This window comes from Archangium violaceum Cb vi76, from assembly GCF_000733295.1.
In the GTDB taxonomy this organism is placed as follows: domain Bacteria; phylum Myxococcota; class Myxococcia; order Myxococcales; family Myxococcaceae; genus Archangium; species Archangium violaceum.
The window spans coordinates 36,326-57,330 of record NZ_JPMI01000280.1 but is presented as its reverse complement, the minus strand read 5'-3'; the positions used below and the strand labels follow the sequence as shown (position 1 = coordinate 57,330).

The window sequence follows — 21,005 nt, the reverse complement described above, 5'->3', positions numbered from 1 at the left end:
GCGCGAATGCCCCTTACCCGCATTCTCCTGCTCGGCGCCAACGGCGCGGTCGGGCGTGCGTTCTCCCGCCTGCTCGCTGGTGAAGGCCGGATCGTCGTCGGCGCGGATCTCGGCGAGACGCGCGCGGACGAGTCCCTGTCTGACTACCTGCGCGCCGACGTGAGCGCTCCCTCGCCAGAGCTGTTGCGCCAGGCGGCCGGCGCGGACTGCGTGCTGGCCGCCCTCCCGGAGCCCGCGATCCTCGCCGCGCTCGGCGCCGTCGTCCCCGCGATGCGCTCGGGTGCCCTCTTCGTGGACACCAGCTCCGTGAAGTCGGAGATCGTGGAGCGCGCCGGGCGCGACGCGCGCGCGGTGGAGTTCCTCAGCATCAACCCGTTGTTCGCCCCCAGCGTCCCCTTTCGCGGGCAGAACGTCGCCGTGGTGGGCGAGTGCGGCGGGGAGCTGGCGCGGGAGTTCGTGGCGCTGATGGAAGGGTGGGGCGGCCGCGTGGTGCCCTTCACCGCCGAGGAGCACGATCGGTCCATGGCCTGCATCCAGACGGCCACCCACGCCGCGGTGCTCGCCTTCGGGCTGGCCCTCCGCGAGCTCGACTATCAACCGCGGTGGATCTCCGACGCCACCACTCCGCCGCACCGGCTGCTGCTGGGGCTGCTCGCCCGCATCACCGGGGCCAACCCGGAGGTGTACTGGGAGATCCAACGCGCCAATCCGTTCGCCCCCGCCGCGCGCGAAGCGCTGGCCGAGGGCCTGCGGAAGCTGGAGGGCGTGGTGGCGGACGAGCACGCGTTCCGCGAGATGTTCACGCGGAGCGCGGAGCCGCTGGGGAGTGAGGCCCCGGTGCTGCGGGACCTGTGCGCCCGGCTGTTCGCCGTGCCGTTCAAGCCGGGCTAGACACCCAGTCCGCCGTCGATGTCCAGGCAGCGGCCGTTGAAGTAGTCGCACTCGATGGCGAAGCGCAGGCCGGCGTAGATCTCCTCCGGCTCGCCCAGCCGCTCCATCGGCACGCGCGAGACGACGTCCTCCAGCGCCTCCTTGCTCATCACGCCGATGAGGCCGGTGCGCACGAAGCCCGGCGCGATGGCCACCACGCGGATGCCGAAGGGCGCCAGCTCCTGGGCCCACACCCGGCTGCTCACCGCCACGCCGGCCTTGGCCGCCGAGTAGTTGGCCTGTCCGACGATGCCGTGGCGGGAGATGGACGAGATGTTGATGATGATGCCGGGCCGCGTCTTCGACTCGACCATCGCCGCCGCCACCTCACGCGCCATGTAGAACGGCCCGGTGAGGTTCACGTCGAGCACCTTCTGCCACTGCTCGCGCGGCATCCGGAGGACCTCCTCGCGCCGCTCGTCCACCTTGAGCAGCCGCCCGTCGCGGGCAATGCCGGCGTTGTTCACCAGCCCGTTGAGTGGGCCCAGCTCCGCCTGCGCCCGCCGCACCACCTCGCCCGTGTCCTCCGGGCGGGTGACGTCGGCCGAGTACGTCCGCAGCTTCCCCGGCAGGCCCTCCGCCTCGCGCGCCAGCGACACCAGCCCGTCCGCGTTCAGGTCCACCGCCGCCACCGAGGCGCCCTCGCGGCACAGCGACAGGCAGAAGTGCCGCCCCAGCCCGCCCGCGGCGCCCGTCACCACCACCTTCAGCTCGCTCACCTTCATGTCCCGTTTCCTCCGGACTCCGACTTCTCGATCTCGTCGAGCAGCATCATCTCGATGGTCAGCGCGATCTCCTCCACCGTGGGCGACTCGTAGAGCGTCCGCAGCGGCACCTCCACCTGGAACGTCTTCTTCAGCCGCGTGACGAGCTGCGCGGCCAGCAGGGAGTGTCCACCCAGCTCGAAGAAGTTGTCCCGCGTGCCCACGCGCGCCACGCGCAGCACCTCGGCGAACATCCTGGCCACCACCTCCTCGGTGGGATTGGCGGCTTCCACGAAGGACTCGTCCCCGGCACGCTCGCTGCTGGGGGCGGGCAGCGCGCGGCGATCCACCTTGCCGTTGCTGGTGAGTGGCAGCGCGTCCAGGAAGACGAAGGTGGGCACCATGTAGTCCGGCAGCCGCTTGCGCAGCGACGCATGCAGCTCCGCCACCGCGGGACGCTCGCCCGCCGGCACCGCGTAGGCCACCAGGCGTTTGTCGCCCGGGGTGTCCTCGCGCACGATGACCACGCTGGTGCGCAGCGACGGCTCGCGCGCGAGCGCCGCCTCGATCTCGCCCAGTTCGATGCGGAAGCCGCGGATCTTCACCTGGAGATCCGCACGGCCCTGGTACTCCACGTCCCCGTTGGACAGGAAGCGCGCCAGATCTCCCGAGCGGTACAGCCGCGAGCCCGGCACGTCCGAGAAGGGATCCGGCACGAAGCGCTGCGCCGTCAGCTCGGGGCGGTTCAGGTAGCCGCGTGCCAGGCCGGCACCGCCCACGTGGATCTCCCCGAACACGCCCACCGGCACGGGCTGGAGGTGCTCGTCGAGGATGTAGAGCCGCAGGTCGGGAATGGGCGCGCCGATGACGCTGGCGATCGGCTGGCGGATCTCCATCGCGGAGATGGGCCGGTAGGTGACGTGCACGGTCGTCTCGGTGATGCCGTACATGTTCACCAGGCGCGGTGCCCAGTCGTCATGGCGCTCGTACCAGCGCTTGAGCGAGCCTGGCTCCAGCGCCTCGCCGCCGAAGATGACCAGCCGCAATGCCAGCGCCTGCAGCGGAGTGGATGCCTCGTCCGCGGCGATCAGATGCTGGAATGCCGAGGGCGTCTGGTTGAGCACCGTCACCTGCTCGCGGCACAGCAGCCCGTAGAAGTCCGATGGCGAGCGCGCGACGTGCGCGGGCACCACCACCAGCCGGCCGCCGTGGAGCAGCGCGCCCCAGATCTCCCAGACGGAGAAGTCGAAGGCGAACGAGTGGAACAGCGTCCACACGTCGCGCTCGTCGAAGCGGAACCAGCGGTCGGTGGCATCGAATAGACGGACCACATTGCCATGGGTCACCGGCACACCCTTGGGTCTACCGGTGGAGCCCGAGGTGTAGATGACGTAGGCGAGGTTCCCGGGTGAGGCCGCGGGGGTGGGGTTGTCGGCGGGGCCGGTGAAGGTGGCCTCGTCGTCCAGTAGCAGCACCTCCGGCGGCGGGCGGGAGAGCTGGCCGATGAGCGCGCGCTGGGTGAGGAGCACCCGGGCGCCGCTGTCCTCCAGCATCATTTCCACGCGATCGGGCGGGTAGGCCGGATCCAGCGGCACGTAGGCGCCGCCGGCCTTGAGGATGGCGAGCAGTCCGACGACGGTGTCCGCCGAGCGCTCGGTGTACAGGCCCACCAATGTGTCGGGGCCCACGCCCCGGTGGCGCAGCGCGTGCGCGAGCTGGTTGGCGCGGCGGTTCAGCTCGTCGTAGCGGTAGCGCCGCTCGCCGTCCACCAGCGCGATGGCGGCGGGCGCGCGCTCCACCTGCCGCTCGAAGCGCTGGGGGAGTCCCTCGCGGGGCTCGAAATGGCGGTTCGGGCCACTCCAGGCCAGCACCTGCTGGCGCTCCTCCGCGGAGAGCAGTGGCACCGCGTCCACCCGGGTCTCGGGCCGGGCCACCAGCACCTCCAGGAGGCTCCGAAGGTGGCCCGCCATCCGCGCGATGGTGGCCGCGTCGAAGAGGGCGGTGTTGTATTCCCAGTGGCCCACCAACCCCTCGGGGCCCTCCTTCATCCCGAGCGTGAGATCGTACTTGGCGCTGCCGCGGTCGATCTCCACCAGCTCCAGCTCCAGCCCCTCCAGCGCGAGCGCGGAGCGGTCGAAGTTCTTCAGGTCGAACATGACCTGGAAGATGGGCGTGCGGCTGAGATCCCGCGGGGGATGTAGCTCGGCCACCAGCCGCTCGAAGGGGATGTCCTGGTGGGCGTAGGCGCCCAGGAGGCCCGTGCGCACGCGGCCCAGCAGCTCCAGGAAGGCAGGCGAGCCGGACAGGTCGGTGCGCACCGCGAGCACGTTGATGAAGCAGCCGATGAGCTTCTCCATGGCCGCGCGCGTGCGGTTGGCCACCGAGATGCCCACCACCACGTCCGACTGCCGCGCGTAGCGGGACAGCAGCACGTTGAAGGCCGCGAACAACGTCATGAAGGGCGTGACGCCCGAGCGGCGGCTGAGCTCGCGCACGCCGTCCCACAGTGCCGGGGGAAGGACGAACGTGGCCTCCGCGCCGTGGAACGTCTGCACGGGCGGGCGGCGGTGCGTGGTGGGCAGGTCCAGGAAGGGTTGGGCCCCGGTGAGGTGCTCCTTCCAGTACTGGAGCTGGCTGGCGAGCTGCTCGCCCCCCAGCCACTGGCGCTGCCAGTGCGCGAAGTCACCGTACTGCAGCGCCATCGGCTCCAGCGCCGCCTCCACGCCGGAGCGCTGAGCGTCATAGAGCGCCGCCACCTCGCGGACGAAGAGCTCGATGGACCAGCCGTCCGAAATGATGTGGTGCATGCAGACGCACAGGACGTGCTGCTCCTCCGCGCAGCGCAGCAGCGTCAGCCGCAGCAGCGGCGCGCGGGTGAGGTCGAACGGGCGGCACGCCTCCTCGCGCATCCGCGCCTCCACCTCGGCCTCGCGCCGCTCGGACGGAACGCCGCTCAGGTCCACCACCGGCAGCGGAACGTGCGCCTGGGGCTCCACCACCTGAACCGGGCGCTCGTCCACCTGGATGAAGCGGCTGCGCAGCACCTCGTGGCGCCGCACCACGCCCTGGATGGCCCGCTCCAGCGCGGCCGGATCCAGCCGCCCGCGCATCCGCACCGCGCCGCCCAGGTTGAAGACGGCGGTGTCCGGGACGAGCTGCTCCAGGAACCACAGCCGCTCCTGCGAGAAGGACAGCGGCGCATGGCCCTCCGGACGCGCCACCGGCAGTAGCGGTAGATCCGCCGCGCGGCGCAGGCCGCGAGACAGCTCCTCCACCCGCGCGGAGAAGCGCGAGAGGGTGGGTGCTTCGAACAGCGCGCGCAGCGGTATCTCCACGCCCAGCGCGTCACGCAGCCGTGCCACCACCTGCGTCGCCATCAGCGAGTGGCCGCCCAGGTCGAAGAAGCCCTGCTCCACGCCGATGTGCTCGTGGCCCAGCACGGCGCTCCACACGCCTGCCACCAGCACCTCCATCGGTGTGCGCGGCGGGGTGAGTGGGCCGGTGGGGGCGTGCGGCTCCATGGCCTGGAGCGCGCGCCGGTCCAGCTTGCCGTTGACGTTCTTCGGCATCTCCGCCAGGAACATGAACGCCGCTGGCACCATGTACGGGGGCAGCCGCGCCTCCAGGTGGGACCGCAGCTCGCCCACGTCCGGCGCCGCGCCCGCGGGCACCACGTACGCCGCCAGGATGGGCTCTCCCGCCTGGTTCGGACGCACCAGCACCACCGCCTCGGCCACGGATGGATGCTCCGCGAGCGCCAGGTCGATCTCTCCCAGCTCGATGCGCAATCCGCGCAGCTTCACTTGATGGTCCGCGCGGCCGAGGAACTCGATGTTCCCGTCCGGCAGGTAGCGGGCACGATCGCCCGTCAGGTACAGCCGGGCACCGGGCTCGGTGGCGTGCGGATCCGGGATGAAGCGTTCCGCCGTCAGGTCCGGACGGCCCACGTAGCCGCGCGCGAGCGCCACGCCGCCGATGTACAGGTCGCCCGGCACTCCGGCGGGCACCGGCTCGAGCGCACCATCGAGGATGTACATCCCCACGTTGGAGATGGGCTTGCCGATGGGAACGTTGACGCGGCGGTCACCGGGATGGCACTGCCAGGCGGTGACATCCACCGCCGCCTCGGTGGGGCCGTACAGGTTGTGCAGCTCCGCGCCCAGCCGCTGGTGGAAGCGCTCCGCCAGATCCGCGGGCAGCGCCTCGCCGCTGCAGATGACGCCCCGCAGGCCGACGCACCGGGCCGCCTCGGGCTCGTCGAGGAACACGCGCAGCATGGAGGGCACGAAGTGCGTGAGGGTGATGCCGTCGCGCGCGATGATCCGTGCCAGCTCACGGCTGTCCTGGTGCGCACCGGGAGGGGCGATCACCAGCCGCGCGCCCACCATCAGCGGCCAGATCAGCTCCCAGACGGAGACGTCGAAGCTGAAGGGCGTCTTCTGGAGAACGCGGTCCTCCGGGGTCAGCCCGTGGCGCGCCTGGGCCCACTCGAGCCGGTTCTTGATGGCGCGGTGGTTGTTCATCGCGCCCTTGGGCTGGCCGGTGGAGCCGGAGGTGAAGATGACGTACGCCAGGTTGTCGCCGTGGAGCCTCACCTCGGGCGCATGCGCGGGGCAGGCGGAGAGCCGCGCCGCGTCCGCGTCCAGCCGCACCACCGGGACGCCCGGCGTGTCCAGCCTCGGTGCCAGCTTCTCCTGCGTCAGCAGCGCGCGCATGCCGGCGCTCCGGCGCATGTGGTCGAGCCGGTCCTTCGGGTACAACGGATCCAACGGCACGTAGGCGGCGCCGGCCTTCAGCGTGCCGAGGATGCCCACCAGCAACTCCAGGGAGCGCTCGAGGAACAGACCCACCCGGTCCTCCTCGCGCACGCCCAGCGAGCGCAGGTGGTGGGCGAGCCGGTTCGCTCGCTCGTCCAACTCGCGGTAGGTGAGGTGGGTTCCCTCGAACTGGAGGGCCACCGCGTCCGGCGTGAGCGCCGCCTGGGCGGCGATGCGCTCGTGGATCCACCCCTGGCCGGCCTCGGGCGCGGCGGTGGCGTTCCAGTCGCGCAGCAGCGTGCGGCGCTCCGCCCCTCGCACCATCGCGAGCCCGTCCAGCGGTGCGTCGGGCGAGCGGGTGACCTCCTCCAGCAGCGCGAGGAAGTGGCCCACCATCCGGTCGATGGTGGAGTCGTCGAACAGGTCGGTGTTGTACTCCAGCCGGCCGGTGAGCTCGCCGTCCACCGTGTCGAGGTCCAGCGAGAGGTCGAACTGGGCGGCGCCGGTGTCCACCACAGGGGAGGGGCGCATGCGCACCTGTCCCAGGCGGACGTCGCGCACCGGCGAGGAGTCCAGGGTGAACATCACCTGGAACAGCGGCGAGCGGCTGGTATCGCGCGCCGGATTGAGCGCCTCCACCAGCTTGCCGAAGGGCAGGGTGCGGTGGCTGTAGGCGCCCAGGGCGGACTCGCGCACGCGCGAGAGGAGCTGGCGGAAGCCAGGCGAGCCGGAGAGGTCCGTGCGCAGCACCAGCGTGTTGACGAAGAAGCCGACCAGCCCCTCCGTGCCAACGTGGTCCCGTCCCGCGACCGGCGTGCCGACGCACACGTCCCGCTGGCCGCTGTAGCGCGACAGCAGCACGTTGAAGGCGGCGAGCGCCGTCATGAACAGGGTGGCGCCCTCACGCCGGCCCAGCGCCTCGAGCGCGGTGGTGATCGCGGCGGGCACCCGCACCGGCCGGAAGGCGCCACGGTAGCGGAGCACCGCGGGCCGGGGTCTGTCCGTGGGCAGATCAATGGAGGCCGGTGCGCCCGCGAGCCGCTCCTTCCAGTAGCGCAGCTCCGTGTCGAGTGCCTCGCCCTGGAGCCAGTCGCGCTGCCAGCGCGCGAAGTCCGAATACCGCAGCGGCAGCTCCGGCAGGGGCGACGGCGCGCCGCGTGTGAAGGCCTCGTAGAGCGCGGCCAGCTCGCGCACGATGACGCCCAGCGACCACCCGTCCGAGACGATGTGGTGCATGGTGACGGAGAGCAGGTGCTCCTCCGCGCCCACGCGGAAGAGGCGGGCGCGCAGCAGTGGGCCCTCGTCCAGCTTGAACGGGCGGCGCAACTCCTCGCCAGCGGCGCGTTCGGCCTCGTCGCGTGGCAGCTCCACCACCGGCAGCTCGAGCGGCACGTGCGGGCGCACCACCTGGGCGGGCCGGCCCTGCTGCTCCACGAAGAAGGAGCGGAGCACCTCGTGGCGCCGCAGCACCTCGGAGAGGGCACGCTCCAGCGCCGGAACATCCAGTGCTCCGTCCAGCCGGACGACGGCCGGCATGTTGTACGAGGTGCTGTCCGGCTCCAGCCGGTCCAGGAACCACAGCCGTTCCTGCGCGAAGGACAGCGGCGTGGGCCCGTTCGCGGGGTGCGCCTCCAGTGGCGGCAGCGCCGTGCCCGCGCGGGAGCGCAGCGCGGTGTCCACCGCCTCGGCCTGCCGCTCCAGCGTCTGCTCCTGGAACAGCACCCGCACCGGGAGCTGCACGCCCAACATCTGCTGCACGCGGGTGAGCACCCGGATGGCCAGCAGGGAGTGGCCGCCTCGCTCGAAGAAGTTGTCCGTGCGCCGCACCGGGCCGCACTCGAGCACCTCGCTCCAGATGGCGGCGAGCGTCTGTTCCGTCGGCGTGCGGAACACCTCGGGAGCGCTGTCCTTCGGCGTGGCGGCGGGGGCGGGCAGCCGGCGGCGGTCCACCTTGCCGTTGGGCGACAGCGGCAACGCCTCCAGCCACACGAACGCACCCGGCACCATGTAGTCGGGGAGGTTGCGGCGCAGGGCCGCGGCCAGTTCGGTTGCCGCGCGTGGCGCTCCCTCGGGCGTCACGTACGCCACCAGCCGCTTGTCTCCGGGGCGATCCTCTCTCGCCACTACCACCGCGGCGCCCACGCCCGGCTGCGCACGCAGCGCCGCTTCTATCTCTCCCAGCTCCACGCGGAAGCCGCGGATCTTCACCTGCTGATCGATGCGGCCGAGGAACTCCACCGCGCCGTCACGCAACTGGCGCACCAGGTCTCCGGTGCGGTACAGCCGCGCCCCCGGCTCGGCGGAGAACGGATCCGGCATGAAGCGCTCGGCGGTGGCGTCGGGACGCGCACCATAGCCACGGGCCACGCCCCGGCCGCCGATGTACAGCTCGCCCGGCACGAGCGGCGGCACCGGGTTCATCCAGCGGTCCAGGACGTAGAGCCGCGTGTCCGGATTGGGCCGCCCGATGGGCACCGTGGCGGAACCCGGCCGCGCGCCGTCCACCCGGTACGTGGTGACGCCCACCGTCGTCTCGGTGGGGCCGTAGTGGTTGAACACCACGAGCCCCGGGGCCAGCGCGCGCACGCGCTCCACCAGCTCCCACGGGAAGGGCTCACCGCCGAGCACCAGCCGGGCACGCGGCAGCACGTCCCTCGTGTCCTCCGCGCCCAGCAGCGCCTCCAGGTGCGAGGGGACGATCTTCAGCACGTCCACGGGGTGCTCGCGCAGGTACGCGGCGAGCGCGCGCGGATCCCTCGCCCGCTCCTCGGAAATGAGGTGCAGGCAGCCGCCGGAGCACAGCGAGGGGTACAGCGAGGTGTGGCCGAGGTCCGCCGCGAGGGTGGAGATGAGGCCGTAGGAGGCGCCCTCGGGTAGGCCGAGCCGCTCCACGATGCCCCGCACGTAGTGGACGATCTGCCGGTGCTCCACGGCGACGCCCTTGGGGCGGCCGGTGGAGCCGGAGGTGTAGATGACGTAGGCGAGGCCCTGCTCGGAGGGAGGAGTGGTCCGTGGCTCCACGGGGCCGGACGCCGGGAGTGGCCGGTCCAGCCACAGCACGTGACGGGCGGGCGGCAGCGCGTCGGCCTGGCGCGACTCGGTGACGAGCACCTCCGCGCCCGAGTCCTCCAGCATGTACGTGAGCCGTTCACGCGGGAGCGCCGGGTCGAGCGGCACGTATGCGGCGCCCGCCTTCAGCACGCCCAGCAGGCCCACGATTGCCTCCGCCGAGCGCCCGACGCACAGGCCCACGCGTGCGTCCGGGCCCACGCCCAGCCCACGCAGCGCCCGCGCCAGTTCGCCCGAGCGCGCGTCCAGCTCGCGGTAGCTGAGCGATCTACCCTCGAACGTCACCGCCGGTGCGTCCGGAGTGCGCGCCGCCTGGGCCTCGAAGAGGCCGGCCACGGTACCCTCGGGGGCCCGCTCGCGCGCGGTGGCGTTCCAATCCACCAGGACCTGGTGCCGCTCCTCGTTCGGGAGCAGCGGTAGCGCCGACAGTCGGGTGTCCGGCGCCGCCGCCACGCCCGCCAGCAGCGCGGTCAGGTGGCGCGCCATGCCCTCCACGGTTTCCCGCTCGAACAGGTCGGTGCTGTAGGTGAGCACGCCATACAGGCCCTCGCCCTCCTCGCGCAGCTCGAGCGTCAGATCCAGCTTCGCCCCGCGATCCAGCTCCTCAATGGACAGCGACAGGCCGGGCAGAGAGAAGGACTCCTCCGGGTAGTTGAGGAAGGCGAAGCCCACCTGCACCACCGGGCTGAAACTGGAGTCGCGCGCGGGCGCGAGCGCGTCCACCACCTGCTCGAAGGGGACGTCCTGGTGGGCGAACGCGCCCAGCGCGCGCTGCTTCACCCGCGCCAGCGCCTCGCGGAAGGTGGGGTTGCCACTCAGGTCCGCGCGCAGCGCGAGCTGGTTGATGAAGAAGCCGATCAGCCCCTCCAGCTCCACGCCGCGGCGGCCCGCGATGGGCGTGCCCACCACCACGTCGTCCTGGCCCGAGTACCGCGCCAGCAGCGCCTGGTAGCCTGCCAGCAGCGTCATGAACAGCGTGGCGCCCTCACGGCGCGCCAGCTCCCGCAGGCCGCGCGTCACCGGGGCCGGCACGCGGAAGGTAGCGGTGGAGCCCCGGCTCGTCCGCACCGGCGGCCGCGGGCGATCCGAGGGAAGGGGGAGCACGTCGGGCGCGCCAGAGAGCTCGCGCTTCCAGAAGGCGAGCTGCCGCTCCAGCTCTCCGCCGGACAGCCAGCGGCGCTGCCACGCGGCGAAGTCGCCGTACTGCAGCGCCGGCTCTGGCAGCGGCGAGGGCTTTCCCTCCAGGAACGCGCCGTAGAGTGCCGCCAGCTCGCGCACGAACAGCTCGGTGGACCAGCCGTCCGTGGCGATGTGGTGCATCGCGATGAGCAACACGTGCTCGCGCTCGTCCAGCTCCAGCAGCCGCGAGCGCAGCATGGGCGCGGTGCCCAGATCGAACGGGCGGACCGCCTCCTCACGCGCCAGCCGCGACACCTCCGCCTCGCGCTCGCCCGGCGGCAGTCCGCGCAGGTCGAGCGTGGGAACCTCCACTCCCACCTCGGGAGCCACCACCGCCACCGGGCGGCCCTGCTCCTCGCGGAAGTACGTGCGGAGCGCCTCGTGACGGCGCACCACCTCGCGGACGCCGCGCACCAGCGCCTCGCGATCCAGGCTCCCGCGCAGGTGCACCGCGCCGGCCAGGTTGTACGCGGTGTTTCCCGGCTCCAGCCGGTCCACGAACCACAGCCGCTCCTGGCCGAAGGAGAGCTCACGCCGGTCTCCATCATGCGGCACCCGCTCGACGGGCGGCACCGCGGACCCCAGCGCCTCCGAGGCGCGGCGCGCCAGCCCGGCGATGGTGGGCTCCTCGAACAGCGCCCGCAGCGGCAACTCCACGCCCAGCGCCACCCGCACGCGCGCCGCGAGCCGCGTGGCCAGCAGCGAGTGCCCGCCGAGCTCGAAGAAGTCGTCCTCCACTCCGGCGCGCTCCACACCCAGCAGCTCGCGCCAGATGCCGGCGAGGATCTCCTCCACCGGCGTCCGCGGCGCCACATAGGCGCGCTCGGGCTCCACGGTGATGGTGGGCGCGGGCAGGGCGCGGCGGTCCAGCTTTCCGTTGGTGGTGAGCGGCAGCGACGCGAGGAACGCGTACGCGCCCGGCACCATGTGGTCCGGCAGTACCTGCTCGAGCTGGCGCCGCAGCTCCGCCGCATCGAGCGTGGCCCCGGCGGCCGGTACCACGTAGGCGGCCAGCATGGGGCCGCGTGGCCCGTCTTCACGCAGCACGACGGCGGCCTCGGTCACCCCAGCACACCGGCGCAGCGCCGCCGCGATCTCGGCGGGCTCGGTGCGGATGCCGCGGATCTTCACCTGCTCGTCCACGCGGCCGAGGAACTCCAGCCGGCCGTCGCGCGTGTAGCGCAGCAGATCTCCCGAGCGGTACATGCGCGCACCCGGCTCATAGGAGAACGGATCCGGCAGGAAGCGCTCGGCGGTGAGATCCGGCCGGCCGAAGTAGCCGCGGCCCATGCCCTCGCCCGCGACGTACGCCTCGCCGGGCACGCCCTCGGGCACTGGCTCCAGGGTCTCGTCCAGCAGGTAGAGCCGCGTGTTCTGCACGGGCCGGCCCAGCGGCGGCTCGCCCCCGGGCACGCACTCGGCGGTGGTGACCTCGATGGTCGTCTCGGTCTGCCCGTAGACGTTGATGAACTTCCGGCCCGGCTGCCAGCGCGCGACGATGTCCGCCGTGCAGAGCTCACCGCCCGTGATGACCGCCTCCAGATCCGGCAGTCCGTCCGACGGCAGCAGTGCCAGCACGGACGCCGTCTCGTTGAGCGCGGTGATGCGCTGCTCGCGCAGCAGCCGCACCAGCTCGGGGCCGGGCAGCAGCGTCTCGCGAGGCGCCAGGAACAGCGTCGCCCCGGACAGCAGCGCGACGAAGATCTCCTCCACCGAGGTATCGAAGGTGAGGGCGGCGCCCTGGAGGATGCGCTTGCCCGGACCGCCGTAGGCGCGCGCCATCACCTCCATCAGGTTGGCCACGCCGCGCAGGGGCACCATCACGCCCTTGGGCGTGCCGGTGGAGCCAGATGTGTACATGACGTAGGCGAGGTTCTCGCCCACGGTGCCGGGTGCCAGACGCGAGGCCGGGTGCCGCGCGAGGCGAGCCTGGTCCTCCTCCACATCCATCCGCAGCACGCGGGGATGCGACGCGGTGGCGGCCGCCAGCGCCTGTTGCGTGAGCACCACCGCGGCGCCGCTGTCCGCCAGCATGGACGCGAGCCGGCTGGCCGGGTGCGATGGATCCAACGGTACGTAGGCGCCGCCGGCCTTCATCACGCCGAGGATGCCCACCACCGTCTCGAGGGACGGTTCCAGCAGCAGCGCCACGAGCACGTCGGGGCCCACGCCCTGGGCGCGCAGCTCGTGGGCGAGCTGGTTGGCGCGCTCGTCCAGCTCCCGGTAGCTCAGGCGCGTGTCCTGGAACACCAGCGCGGGCGCGTCGGGCGTGCGCTCCACCTGCTCCTCGAAGCGGCGCGTCAGCGTCAGGTCGGGCTGGAGGGGCGTGCGCGGCCCGGCCCAGGTGTCGAGCAACCGGCGTTTGTCACCCTCGCGCAGCAGCGGCAGCTTGCTGATGGGCGAGTCGGGGTCGCGCACCGCCGCCTCCAGCAGGGTGACGAACTGGGCCATCATCCGGTCGATGGTGGCCGCGTCGAACAGGTCGGCGCTGTACTCCACCGCGCCGCGGATGCCCTCGCCGGCTGGCTCCAGGTCCACGGCGAGGTCGAACTGCGCCGCGCCGGTGTCCGTCTCCAACCGCCGGGCCTCCACGTCGCCCAGCTTGAGCTCCGGCAGGCGCACGTTCTCGTACGAGAGCATCACCTGCACCAGCGGCATGCGGCCCGGCATGCGCGGCGCTCCAGCGGCTTCCACCACGCGCTCGAATGGCGCGTCCTGGTTCGCCATGGCGCCCAGCACCGCGCCGCGCGCCCGTCCCAGCAGCTCGCGGAAGGTGGGGTCACCGGAGAGGTCCACGCGGCACGCCACCGTGTTGACGAAGAGGCCGATGAGCTTGTCCGACTGCGCGCGGGCGCGGTTGGCCACCGGCGCGCCCACCACCACGTCGGTCTGCCGGGTATAGCGCGACAGCAGCACGTCGAAGGCAGCCAGCAGCGTGACGTACGGCGTGACGGCGGCACGGCGGCCCAGCCCCTGGAGGGCGTCCGTCACGAAAGCCGGAATCTTGAACGTCCGCCTGCCGCCGCGCCGGGTGGTCGCCGGAGTGCGAGGGCGATCCGTGGGAAGCTCCAGCACCGCCGGGACGCCGCGGAGCTGCTCCCGCCAGAACGCGAGCTGCCGCTCCAGCAGCCCGCCCTCCAACCGCCGTCGCTGCCACGACGTCACGTCCGTGTACTGGAGGCGCGGCTCGGGCAGCGGAGAGGCGGCGCCCGCGGCGAACGCCGTGTAGAGCGCGGACAGCTCGCGCAGCAGCACGCCCATGGACCAGCCGTCGCAGGCGATGTGGTGCAGCGTGAGGACGAGCGCGTGGTCCTCCGCCGACAACCGCAGCAGCCGGGCCCGCAGCAGCGGCCCGTGCTCCAGGTCGAACGCCCGCCGCGCATCCTCGCGCACGTGCCGCTCCACCGTGTCCTCGCGCTCGCGGGGCGTCAGGTGCTCCAGGCTCTCCAGCGGCAGCTCGAAGTTCCCCGCGGGCTGGAGGTGGCCCACCGGGTGGCCCTCCACCACACGCACGGTGGTACGCAGCGCCTCGTGCCGGCGAAGCACCTCGCCCAGCGCGCGCCCCAAGGCGGCCGCGTCCAGCCGTCCCTTCAAGCGCAGCGAAGCGGGTACGTTGTAGAGCGAGCCCCCCGGCTCGAGCTGATCCGCGAAGAACATCCGCTCCTGCGCGAACGACAGCGCGCGCTCGGAGGTGGCCTCGCGGTGGGTGAGCGCCGGCTCATCGGCTCGCGCCGCTTTCGCCGCCTGGAGCTCCCGCGCGAGCGCGTCCAGGCTGTTCGCCTGGAGCAGCGCCGCCGCCGGCAGCGTCACGCCATGGTCCTCGTCCAGCCGGTGCTGCACGTCCACCGCGGCGAGCGAGTCCAGGCCGAGCGCCGCGGGCGCCAGATCGGTGCGGACCTGGGCGGCGGGCATGCGCAGCGCGGTGGCGAGCACGTCGCGCAGGTAGGCGACGAAATCAGTGGTGTCCGCCTTCGTCTCGGCGGGGGCGGCCGCGGCGCGCGGCAGGGTGGAGGTGGCGAGCGCGGGCAGGGTGCCCGCGAGGAAACCCGCGCGGCACTCGCGGCGCTGGATCTTGCCGCTGGAGGTCTTGGGGATGGAGCCGGGCGGTAGCAGTACCACCGCGTGCGCGGTGAGGTCGTGTCCGCGGGCCACCGCGTCTCGCAGGGCGGCGCCGAGTGCGTCGGTGTCCGGCTCGCGGCGGGTGTCCACCTCCGCCACGAGGACGAGCTGCTCCTCGCCATTCGCCTCCACCGCGAAGGCTGCGCCGCAGCCGGGGCGCACCGCCGGGTGGGCGCGCTCCATCGTCAGCTCGATGTCCTGAGGGTAGTGGTTCGCGCCGCGGATGATGATGAGGTCCTTGAGCCGGCCGGTGACGAACAGCTCGCCGCCGTCGAGGAAACCCAGGTCCCCGGTGCGCAGGTACGGGCCATCGCCGCCGGGCAGGGTGGCGTGGAAGGCCGCCTCGGTCTCCTGTGGCCGGTTCCAGTAGCCCTGGGCCACGTGCGGGCCCGCGACCCAGATCTCCCCCACCTTGCCCGGTGCGCAGGGCGCGAGCGTGGTGGGGTCCACGATGGCGATGCGCTCGCTCGGGAGCGCCTGGCCACAGCCCACCAGCGGCTGCGCGTCCGGTCCGCTCGAGGGCACGGCGCTGTCCCGCGCCAGCGCGCGGGTGTCGAAACCACGGACCCGTGGCGGCTCCGCCTTGCGGCCACCACTGACGATGAGGGTGGCCTCGGCCAAGCCGTAGCAGGGGTAGAACGCCTCGCGGCGGAAGCCGCACGGTCCGAACGCCTCCACGAAGCGATCCAGCGTGTCGCGGCGCACCGGCTCCGCGCCGGAGAAGGCCAGCGTCCAGCTGCGCAGGTCCAGCGTCTCCCGCTCGGCGGGGGAGATCTTCCGCACGCACAGGTCGTAGGCGAAGTTGGGTCCGCCGCTGGTGGTGGCGCGGTAGGTGGAGATGGCCTGGAGCCAGCGCAGTGGCTTCTGCAGGAAGTCCATCGGCGACATCAGGACGCAGGGAACGCCCAGGTACAGCGGCTGGAGCATGTTCCCGATGAGTCCCATGTCGTGGTACAGCGGCAGCCAGCCCACGACGATGGAGCGCTCGTCGTGCTCGAACGCGGACTGGATCATCCGCTCGTTCTCCAGCAGGTTGCCGTGCGTCAGCATGACGCCCTTGGGCGTGCTGGTGGAGCCGGAGGTGTACTGGAGGAAGGCGAGCGTGGAGCGATCCAGCCCCGGTGCGCGCCAGGCATGCTCTCCGCTCGCGGAGACCTCGTCGGTGGCCACCCAGTTCAGCGCGCGCAATTCGGGCGCCTCGGCGAACACCATCTCGGAGAAGTCGAGGATGGCCCGCGTCGTGAGCGCCACCCGGGTGCGCGAGTCGGCGATGATGGCCTGCAGTCGCGGCAGGGTGCGGCCCAGCCGCATGGGGTCCGGCGGATACGCGGGCACGGCCATGGCGCCCGCGTAGAGGCAGCCCCAGAAGGCGGCCACGTACTCCAACCCCGGTGGGAACAGCAGCAGCGCGCGCTCGCCGGCGGCACCTGCCGCCTGGAGGTTCGCGGCGATGGCGCGTGCCCGCCGGTCCAGCTCGGCGTAGGTGAGGGAGACGGCCTCCGACTCGCCGTCCATCAGGAACGTGTACGCGGTGCGATCGGGGGTGTGGGTGGCGCGGGTCCGGAGGATGTCGACGAGGGTGGAGAAGGAGGTCATCGGATCAAGTCGCGCGCAGCTCGGAGAGGCGGGCGTCGGGGCGCGCGAGCGCGTTTCCGAGCACCGTCTGGTAGCGGTGGAGCAGCCGGAGGATGGTCTGTTCCGTGAAGAGGTCGGTCCGGTAGAGAAGGTCGGCGGTGAGCGCCTGCGCCGAGCCCTCCAAGTTTAGCGTGAGCTCGGACTTGGAACGGGCCTCGGCCGGGGGAACGGCTCGATGAGCAGGCCCCCGAAGCGCAGCTCGTCGAGCGGGCGCTCGAACTGGCTGAGGTAGTTGAAGGTGATGGCCTCCAACGGTGTCTCCGTGGAGCGCTCGCCCGGGTAGAGCGCCTCCGCCAGCCGGTGATGCGGCGTATGGCGGCCGTTCTCCTGGGCCTCGGTCCCTGCGGCGTTCACCCGGCGCAGTGCCTCGAGGAACGTCGGGTCTCCCTCCAGCGAGGCCCGCACCACGAGCACGTTCGCGAAGCGGCCGATCAAGCCCTCCAGCTCCCGGTAGGGCCGGTCCGCGTCGGGTGACGCGACGCACAAATCCGTCTCGCCGGTCTCGTGGTGGAGCAAGGTGAGGAAGCCCGTCAGCAGCGTGGTGTAGAGGGACACGCCTTCGCGCGCACCCAGCGCTTGAAGGCCCGCCGTCAACGTACCGGGCATGCGGATCAGTCGGGCGTCGCCTCCGGGTGAGGGGTGCTCGGGCCTGGGCCGATCGGTGGGCAGACGGACGAGACGGGCACCCGTGAGCCGGGCGCGGTCCCGGGCGAGCGCCTGTTCCAGGGCCGTGCCCCCGAGGTGCTCCCGCTGCCACATGGCGAAATCCGGGTACTGCAGCGGCAGGGGCGGGAGCGGCGAGGGGCGGCCCGCCAGGAAGGCCTCGTAGAGCACGCCCAGCTCTCCGACGAGCAGGGCGAGCGTGGAGCCGTCGAACGCCAGCCGGTGCACGGTGAGCAGCAGGTGGTGCTCCTCCGCGCCCAGGCGCACCAGCTCGCCGCGCAGCAACGGGGCGCGGGTCAGATCGAAGGTGCTGGCACGCATGGCACTGGCGCGCCGGGCCGCCTCCTCCTCGCGTTCAGCGGGCGGCAACGGGCCGAGGTCCACCATGGGCAGCTCGAACGCGGCGGGCGGGGCGATGCGCTGCACCGGCTCGGGGCCGCTGGCGTCCACGAGGACACGCAGCGACTCGTGACGCCGGACGATCTCCTCCAGCGCCCGTCGCAGCACCTCCGCGTCCAGCGGGCCGCGCAACCGGGCGTAGGCGGCGATGCAGTTGCCGAGCGGGTTGTCGCGCTCGGAGCGCCACACCGCCTCCTGCGGGAAGGACAGCGGCAGCGGACGGTCGCGCGGGACGGGGCGGGGCGGCGGTGTCGAGGACTTCCCCGAGGCGCGCGCCTGCTCCAGGTGGCGTGACAGCGCACGCACGGTGGGCGCATCGAAGAAGGTGCGCAACGACACCTCCACGCCCAACTGCTCGCGAAGGCGCGCCAGCAGCGCGGTGGCGCGCAGCGAGTGGCCGCCCACGTCGAAGAAGCCCTGCTCCACGCCGGTGCCGGTGACGCCCAGCACTTCCTCCCAGAGCGCCAGCACGGTCCGCTCCATCGGCGTGGCCGGAGGGACCGCCTGCTCTCGCGCCGGTTCCGCCGCGGGAGGGGGCAGCGCGCGGCGATCCACCTTGCCGTTGGGGGTGAGCGGCAGGGCATCCATCACGACGAAGTAGCCGGGGATGGTGTGCTCTGGCAGTACCGCGCCCAGCAGCCGCCGCAGCTCCGCCGCGCCCGCGCTCGCGCCGGGAGCGGGCACCACGTAGGCGACGAGGTGCAGGTCGTCCGGGCGCTCGCCGCGGTTCCACGCCACCACCACCGCGTCATGCACGGCGGGCAGCCGGCGCAACGCCGCTTCCACCTCGCCCATCTCGATGCGCACGCCGCGGATCTTCACCTGGTGATCCGCGCGGCCCACGTACTCCACCGTGCCGTCGGGCAGGTAGCGGCCGAGGTCTCCGGTGCGGTACAGGCGCCCGCCCGGGGTGCGGCTGAAGGGATCCGGGAGGAAGCGGCGGGCCGTCTCCGCCGGAGCCCGGATGTAGCCGCGCGTGAGGACCGGTCCGCCCGCGTAGATCTCCCCCACGACGCCCAGCGGCGTGGGCTCCATCCGCGAGTCGAGGACATACACGGTGGCATTGGCGAGCGCGCGGCCCACCGGCACCGTGGCGCGTCCGCCCTCGTCCGACGGCGTGCTGGGCCACCACGTCACCGCGGAGCTGGCCTCGGTGGGGCCGTACAGGTTGTGCAGCCGCGCGTGGGGCCAGCGCTCGTGGAAGCGGCGCTCCAGCGCGCGCGTGAGCGCCTCGCCGCCGGAGAACACGTGGCGGAGGGACTGGCACGCGGCACTCGCGGGATCATTCAGCACCACGTCCAGCAGTGAGGGCACCATCTCCACCGTCGTCACGCCCTGCGCGGCGATGAGCTGGCACAGCGACGGTGCGTCCTGTCCGCGGGTGGGGTGTGCCAGCACCACGCGTCCGCCAGCGGCCAGCGGCGCGAACAGCTCGCACACCGTGGGGGCGAAGCTGAGTGAGCCCTTCACGAGCCCCGCATCCGCCGGTCCGAGCGTGAACACCTCCTCCATCCAGCGCATCTGGCTGCTGAGGCCCCGGTGGGGAATCTGCACGCCCTTGGGCCGGCCGGTGGAACCGGAGGTGAAGAGGACGTAGGCGAGGTTGTCCGGATCCACCACCGGCGGCGGCGGGGTGGCCTCGTCGCCAGCGCCAGTGCCCCAGCCCGGCTCAATGTAGACGGTGGGCAGGCCGTTGGGTGGCAACCGATCCGCGAGGTGGCGCTGGAGGACGAGCACGCGCGGCTCCGCGTCCTCCAACATCTGCTGGAGGCGGTCGCGCGGGTAGCCCGGCTCCAGCGGCACGCACGCGCCGCCGGCCTTCATCGTGCCCAGGAGGGCCACCGGCAGCTCCAGCGAGCGCTCCAGGCACAGGGCGACGCGCGCGTCCGGGCCCACGCCCAGCTCGCGCAAGGCTCGCGCGAGCCGGTTGGCGCGGCGATCCAGCTCGCCGTAGGTGAGCGTCTGGCCCTCGAACACCACCGCCACCGCGTCCGGCGCGCGTGCCGCCTGTCGCTCCACCTGGGCGTGCAGGCACTCGTCCCCGTAGGGCCGCTCGGTGGCGTTGCGCGCCAGGAACCAGGCGTGCTCCTCCGCGCTCAGCAGTGGCAGCGCGGAGAAGGGGAGCTCCGGCCGCTCCACCGCCGCCCGCAGCAGCGCCAGGTAGTGGCCGAGCATCCGCCGGATGGTGTCCGCGTCGAACAGGTCCGTGCCGTACTCGAGGATGCCGGAGACTCCCTCCGGCGACTCGTGCGCGAGCAGCGACAGCTCGAATGCGCGCGTCGCGGTGTGGATCTCCTCCACCTGGCCAATCCGCAGCCCGTCCCCGAGCGACGTCTCCGCCGCGGCCTGCAATCCGAAGAAGACCTGGAGCAGGGGAGAGCCGCTGGCGCCGCGCTCCTTGCGCAGCTCCGTCACCAGCCGGTCGAAGGGGAGATCCTGGTGGGCCTGCGCGTCCAGCACCACCTGGCGAGCGCGGGAGACGAGCTCGCGGAAGCTGGGGTCCCCGGACAACCGCCCGCGCAGCACCACCGTGTTGGAGAAGAAGCCGATGAGGCCCTCGAGCTCCTCGCGGCGGTTGGCCACCGCGGTGCCCACCAGCACGTCGTCCTGGCCCGAGTACCGGCCGAGCAGCGCCTGGAACGCGGCGAGCATCACGGCGAACAGGCTGGTGTTCTCCGCCACGGCCAGGCGCTTGAGCGCGGCGGTGAGCGGAGCGGGGAGGGTGAAGGGCTCGGCGGCGCCCGCGGCGCTGGAAGCCTGGATGCGCGGCCGGTCCGTGGGCAGCTCCAGTTGCGCGGGCGCGCCCTGGAGCTGCTTGCGCCAGTACTCGAGGTGCCCCTCCAGCACCGCGCCGGAGAGGTGGGCGCGCTGCCAGAGCGTGAAGTCCGCGTACTGGATGGGCAGCTCCGGCAGCGGAGAGGGCTCGCCGCGGAGGAAGGCCCGGTAGAGCGCCGAGAGCTCGCGCAGCAGGATGCCGTTGGACCACCCATCCCAGACGATGTGGTGGACCACGAAGCACAGCGCGTGCTCCTCCGCGCCCAGGCGCACCACTGTCACGCGCAGCAGGGGCCCGTGCTCCAGGTCGAACGGGTGCGTGGCCTCGCGCCGGCTCAGCTCCTCCAGCCGCGCCTCGCGCTCGCCCGGCGGCACCGTGCCCAGGTCCACGCGCTGGAACACCGGCCGGGCGTCCGGGAGCACCTCCTGCACCGGCTCTCCGCCGCGCTGGAGGAAGCGGGTGCGCAGCACCTCGTGGCGGCGGGCGATCTCCTCCACCGCCCGGCGCAGCACCTCCACGTCCAGTGGCCCGTGGATGCTCAACCGCGCCGCCACGTTGTAGATGGGGCTCTGCCCCTCCAGTTGCTGGATGACGAACAGCCGCTGCTGGGCGAACGACAGAGGGGCCGGCCCGTTGCCCGCGCGACGCGGGATGGTGGGCTCGGCGGCGCGGGGAGCGGCCTCTCCACGCAACCGCTGTTCCAGGCGGGCGCGCTGCTCTGGGGACAGCCGCTTGCGCCGCTCCATCAACTCATCGCGACTCGACATGGTGACG

General features: G+C 72.6%; 5 protein-coding genes. 1 reads left to right on the top strand and 4 read right to left on the bottom strand.

Annotated features, from left to right (window positions below; genetic code table 11):
• The first annotated feature begins 6 nt into the window (after positions 1-6).
• Positions 7-891, top strand: a complete 885-nt coding sequence (locus tag Q664_RS39015) for a prephenate dehydrogenase/arogenate dehydrogenase family protein (RefSeq protein WP_043408100.1) — start codon at positions 7-9, stop codon at positions 889-891.
• Here the strand turns inward: Q664_RS39015 and Q664_RS39010 are convergent.
• The 4 genes from Q664_RS39010 to Q664_RS38995 are packed head-to-tail and all read right to left on the bottom strand — an operon-like array spanning position 888 to position 20,998.
• Positions 888-1,655 (bottom strand): SDR family NAD(P)-dependent oxidoreductase, encoded by a 768-nt coding sequence (locus tag Q664_RS39010; protein ID WP_043408097.1) that lies wholly within the window; start codon positions 1,653-1,655, stop codon positions 888-890. The genes Q664_RS39015 and Q664_RS39010 overlap by 4 nt on opposite strands.
• Positions 1,652-16,354, bottom strand: a complete 14,703-nt coding sequence (locus tag Q664_RS39005; protein ID WP_052519202.1) for a non-ribosomal peptide synthase/polyketide synthase — start codon at positions 16,352-16,354, stop codon at positions 1,652-1,654. Before Q664_RS39005 ends, Q664_RS39010 begins: the two co-directional genes overlap by 4 nt.
• Positions 16,355-16,358: 4 nt before the next feature.
• The gene (locus tag Q664_RS58415; RefSeq protein ID WP_160174594.1) at positions 16,359-16,517 is read right to left on the bottom strand and encodes a hypothetical protein; all 159 of its coding nucleotides are present in this window, start codon (positions 16,515-16,517) and stop codon (positions 16,359-16,361) included.
• 2 nt (positions 16,518-16,519) lie between these two features.
• Positions 16,520-20,998, bottom strand: coding sequence for a non-ribosomal peptide synthetase (locus Q664_RS38995; RefSeq protein ID WP_084610679.1), 4,479 nt, complete (start codon positions 20,996-20,998; stop codon positions 16,520-16,522).
• Between the last annotated feature and the right edge of the window lie 7 nt (positions 20,999-21,005).

What these genes read in the sequence shown, in the direction of transcription:
- Q664_RS39010 (WP_043408097.1), bottom strand. Translation starts at nt 1,655, where the DNA reads ATGAAGGTGAGCGAGCTGAAGGTGGTGGTGACGGGCGCCGCGGGCGGG.
- Q664_RS39015 (WP_043408100.1), top strand. Translation starts at nt 7, where the DNA reads ATGCCCCTTACCCGCATTCTCCTGCTCGGCGCCAACGGCGCGGTCGGG.
- Q664_RS39005 (WP_052519202.1), bottom strand. Translation starts at nt 16,354, where the DNA reads ATGACCTCCTTCTCCACCCTCGTCGACATCCTCCGGACCCGCGCCACC.
- Q664_RS38995 (WP_084610679.1), bottom strand. Translation starts at nt 20,998, where the DNA reads ATGTCGAGTCGCGATGAGTTGATGGAGCGGCGCAAGCGGCTGTCCCCA.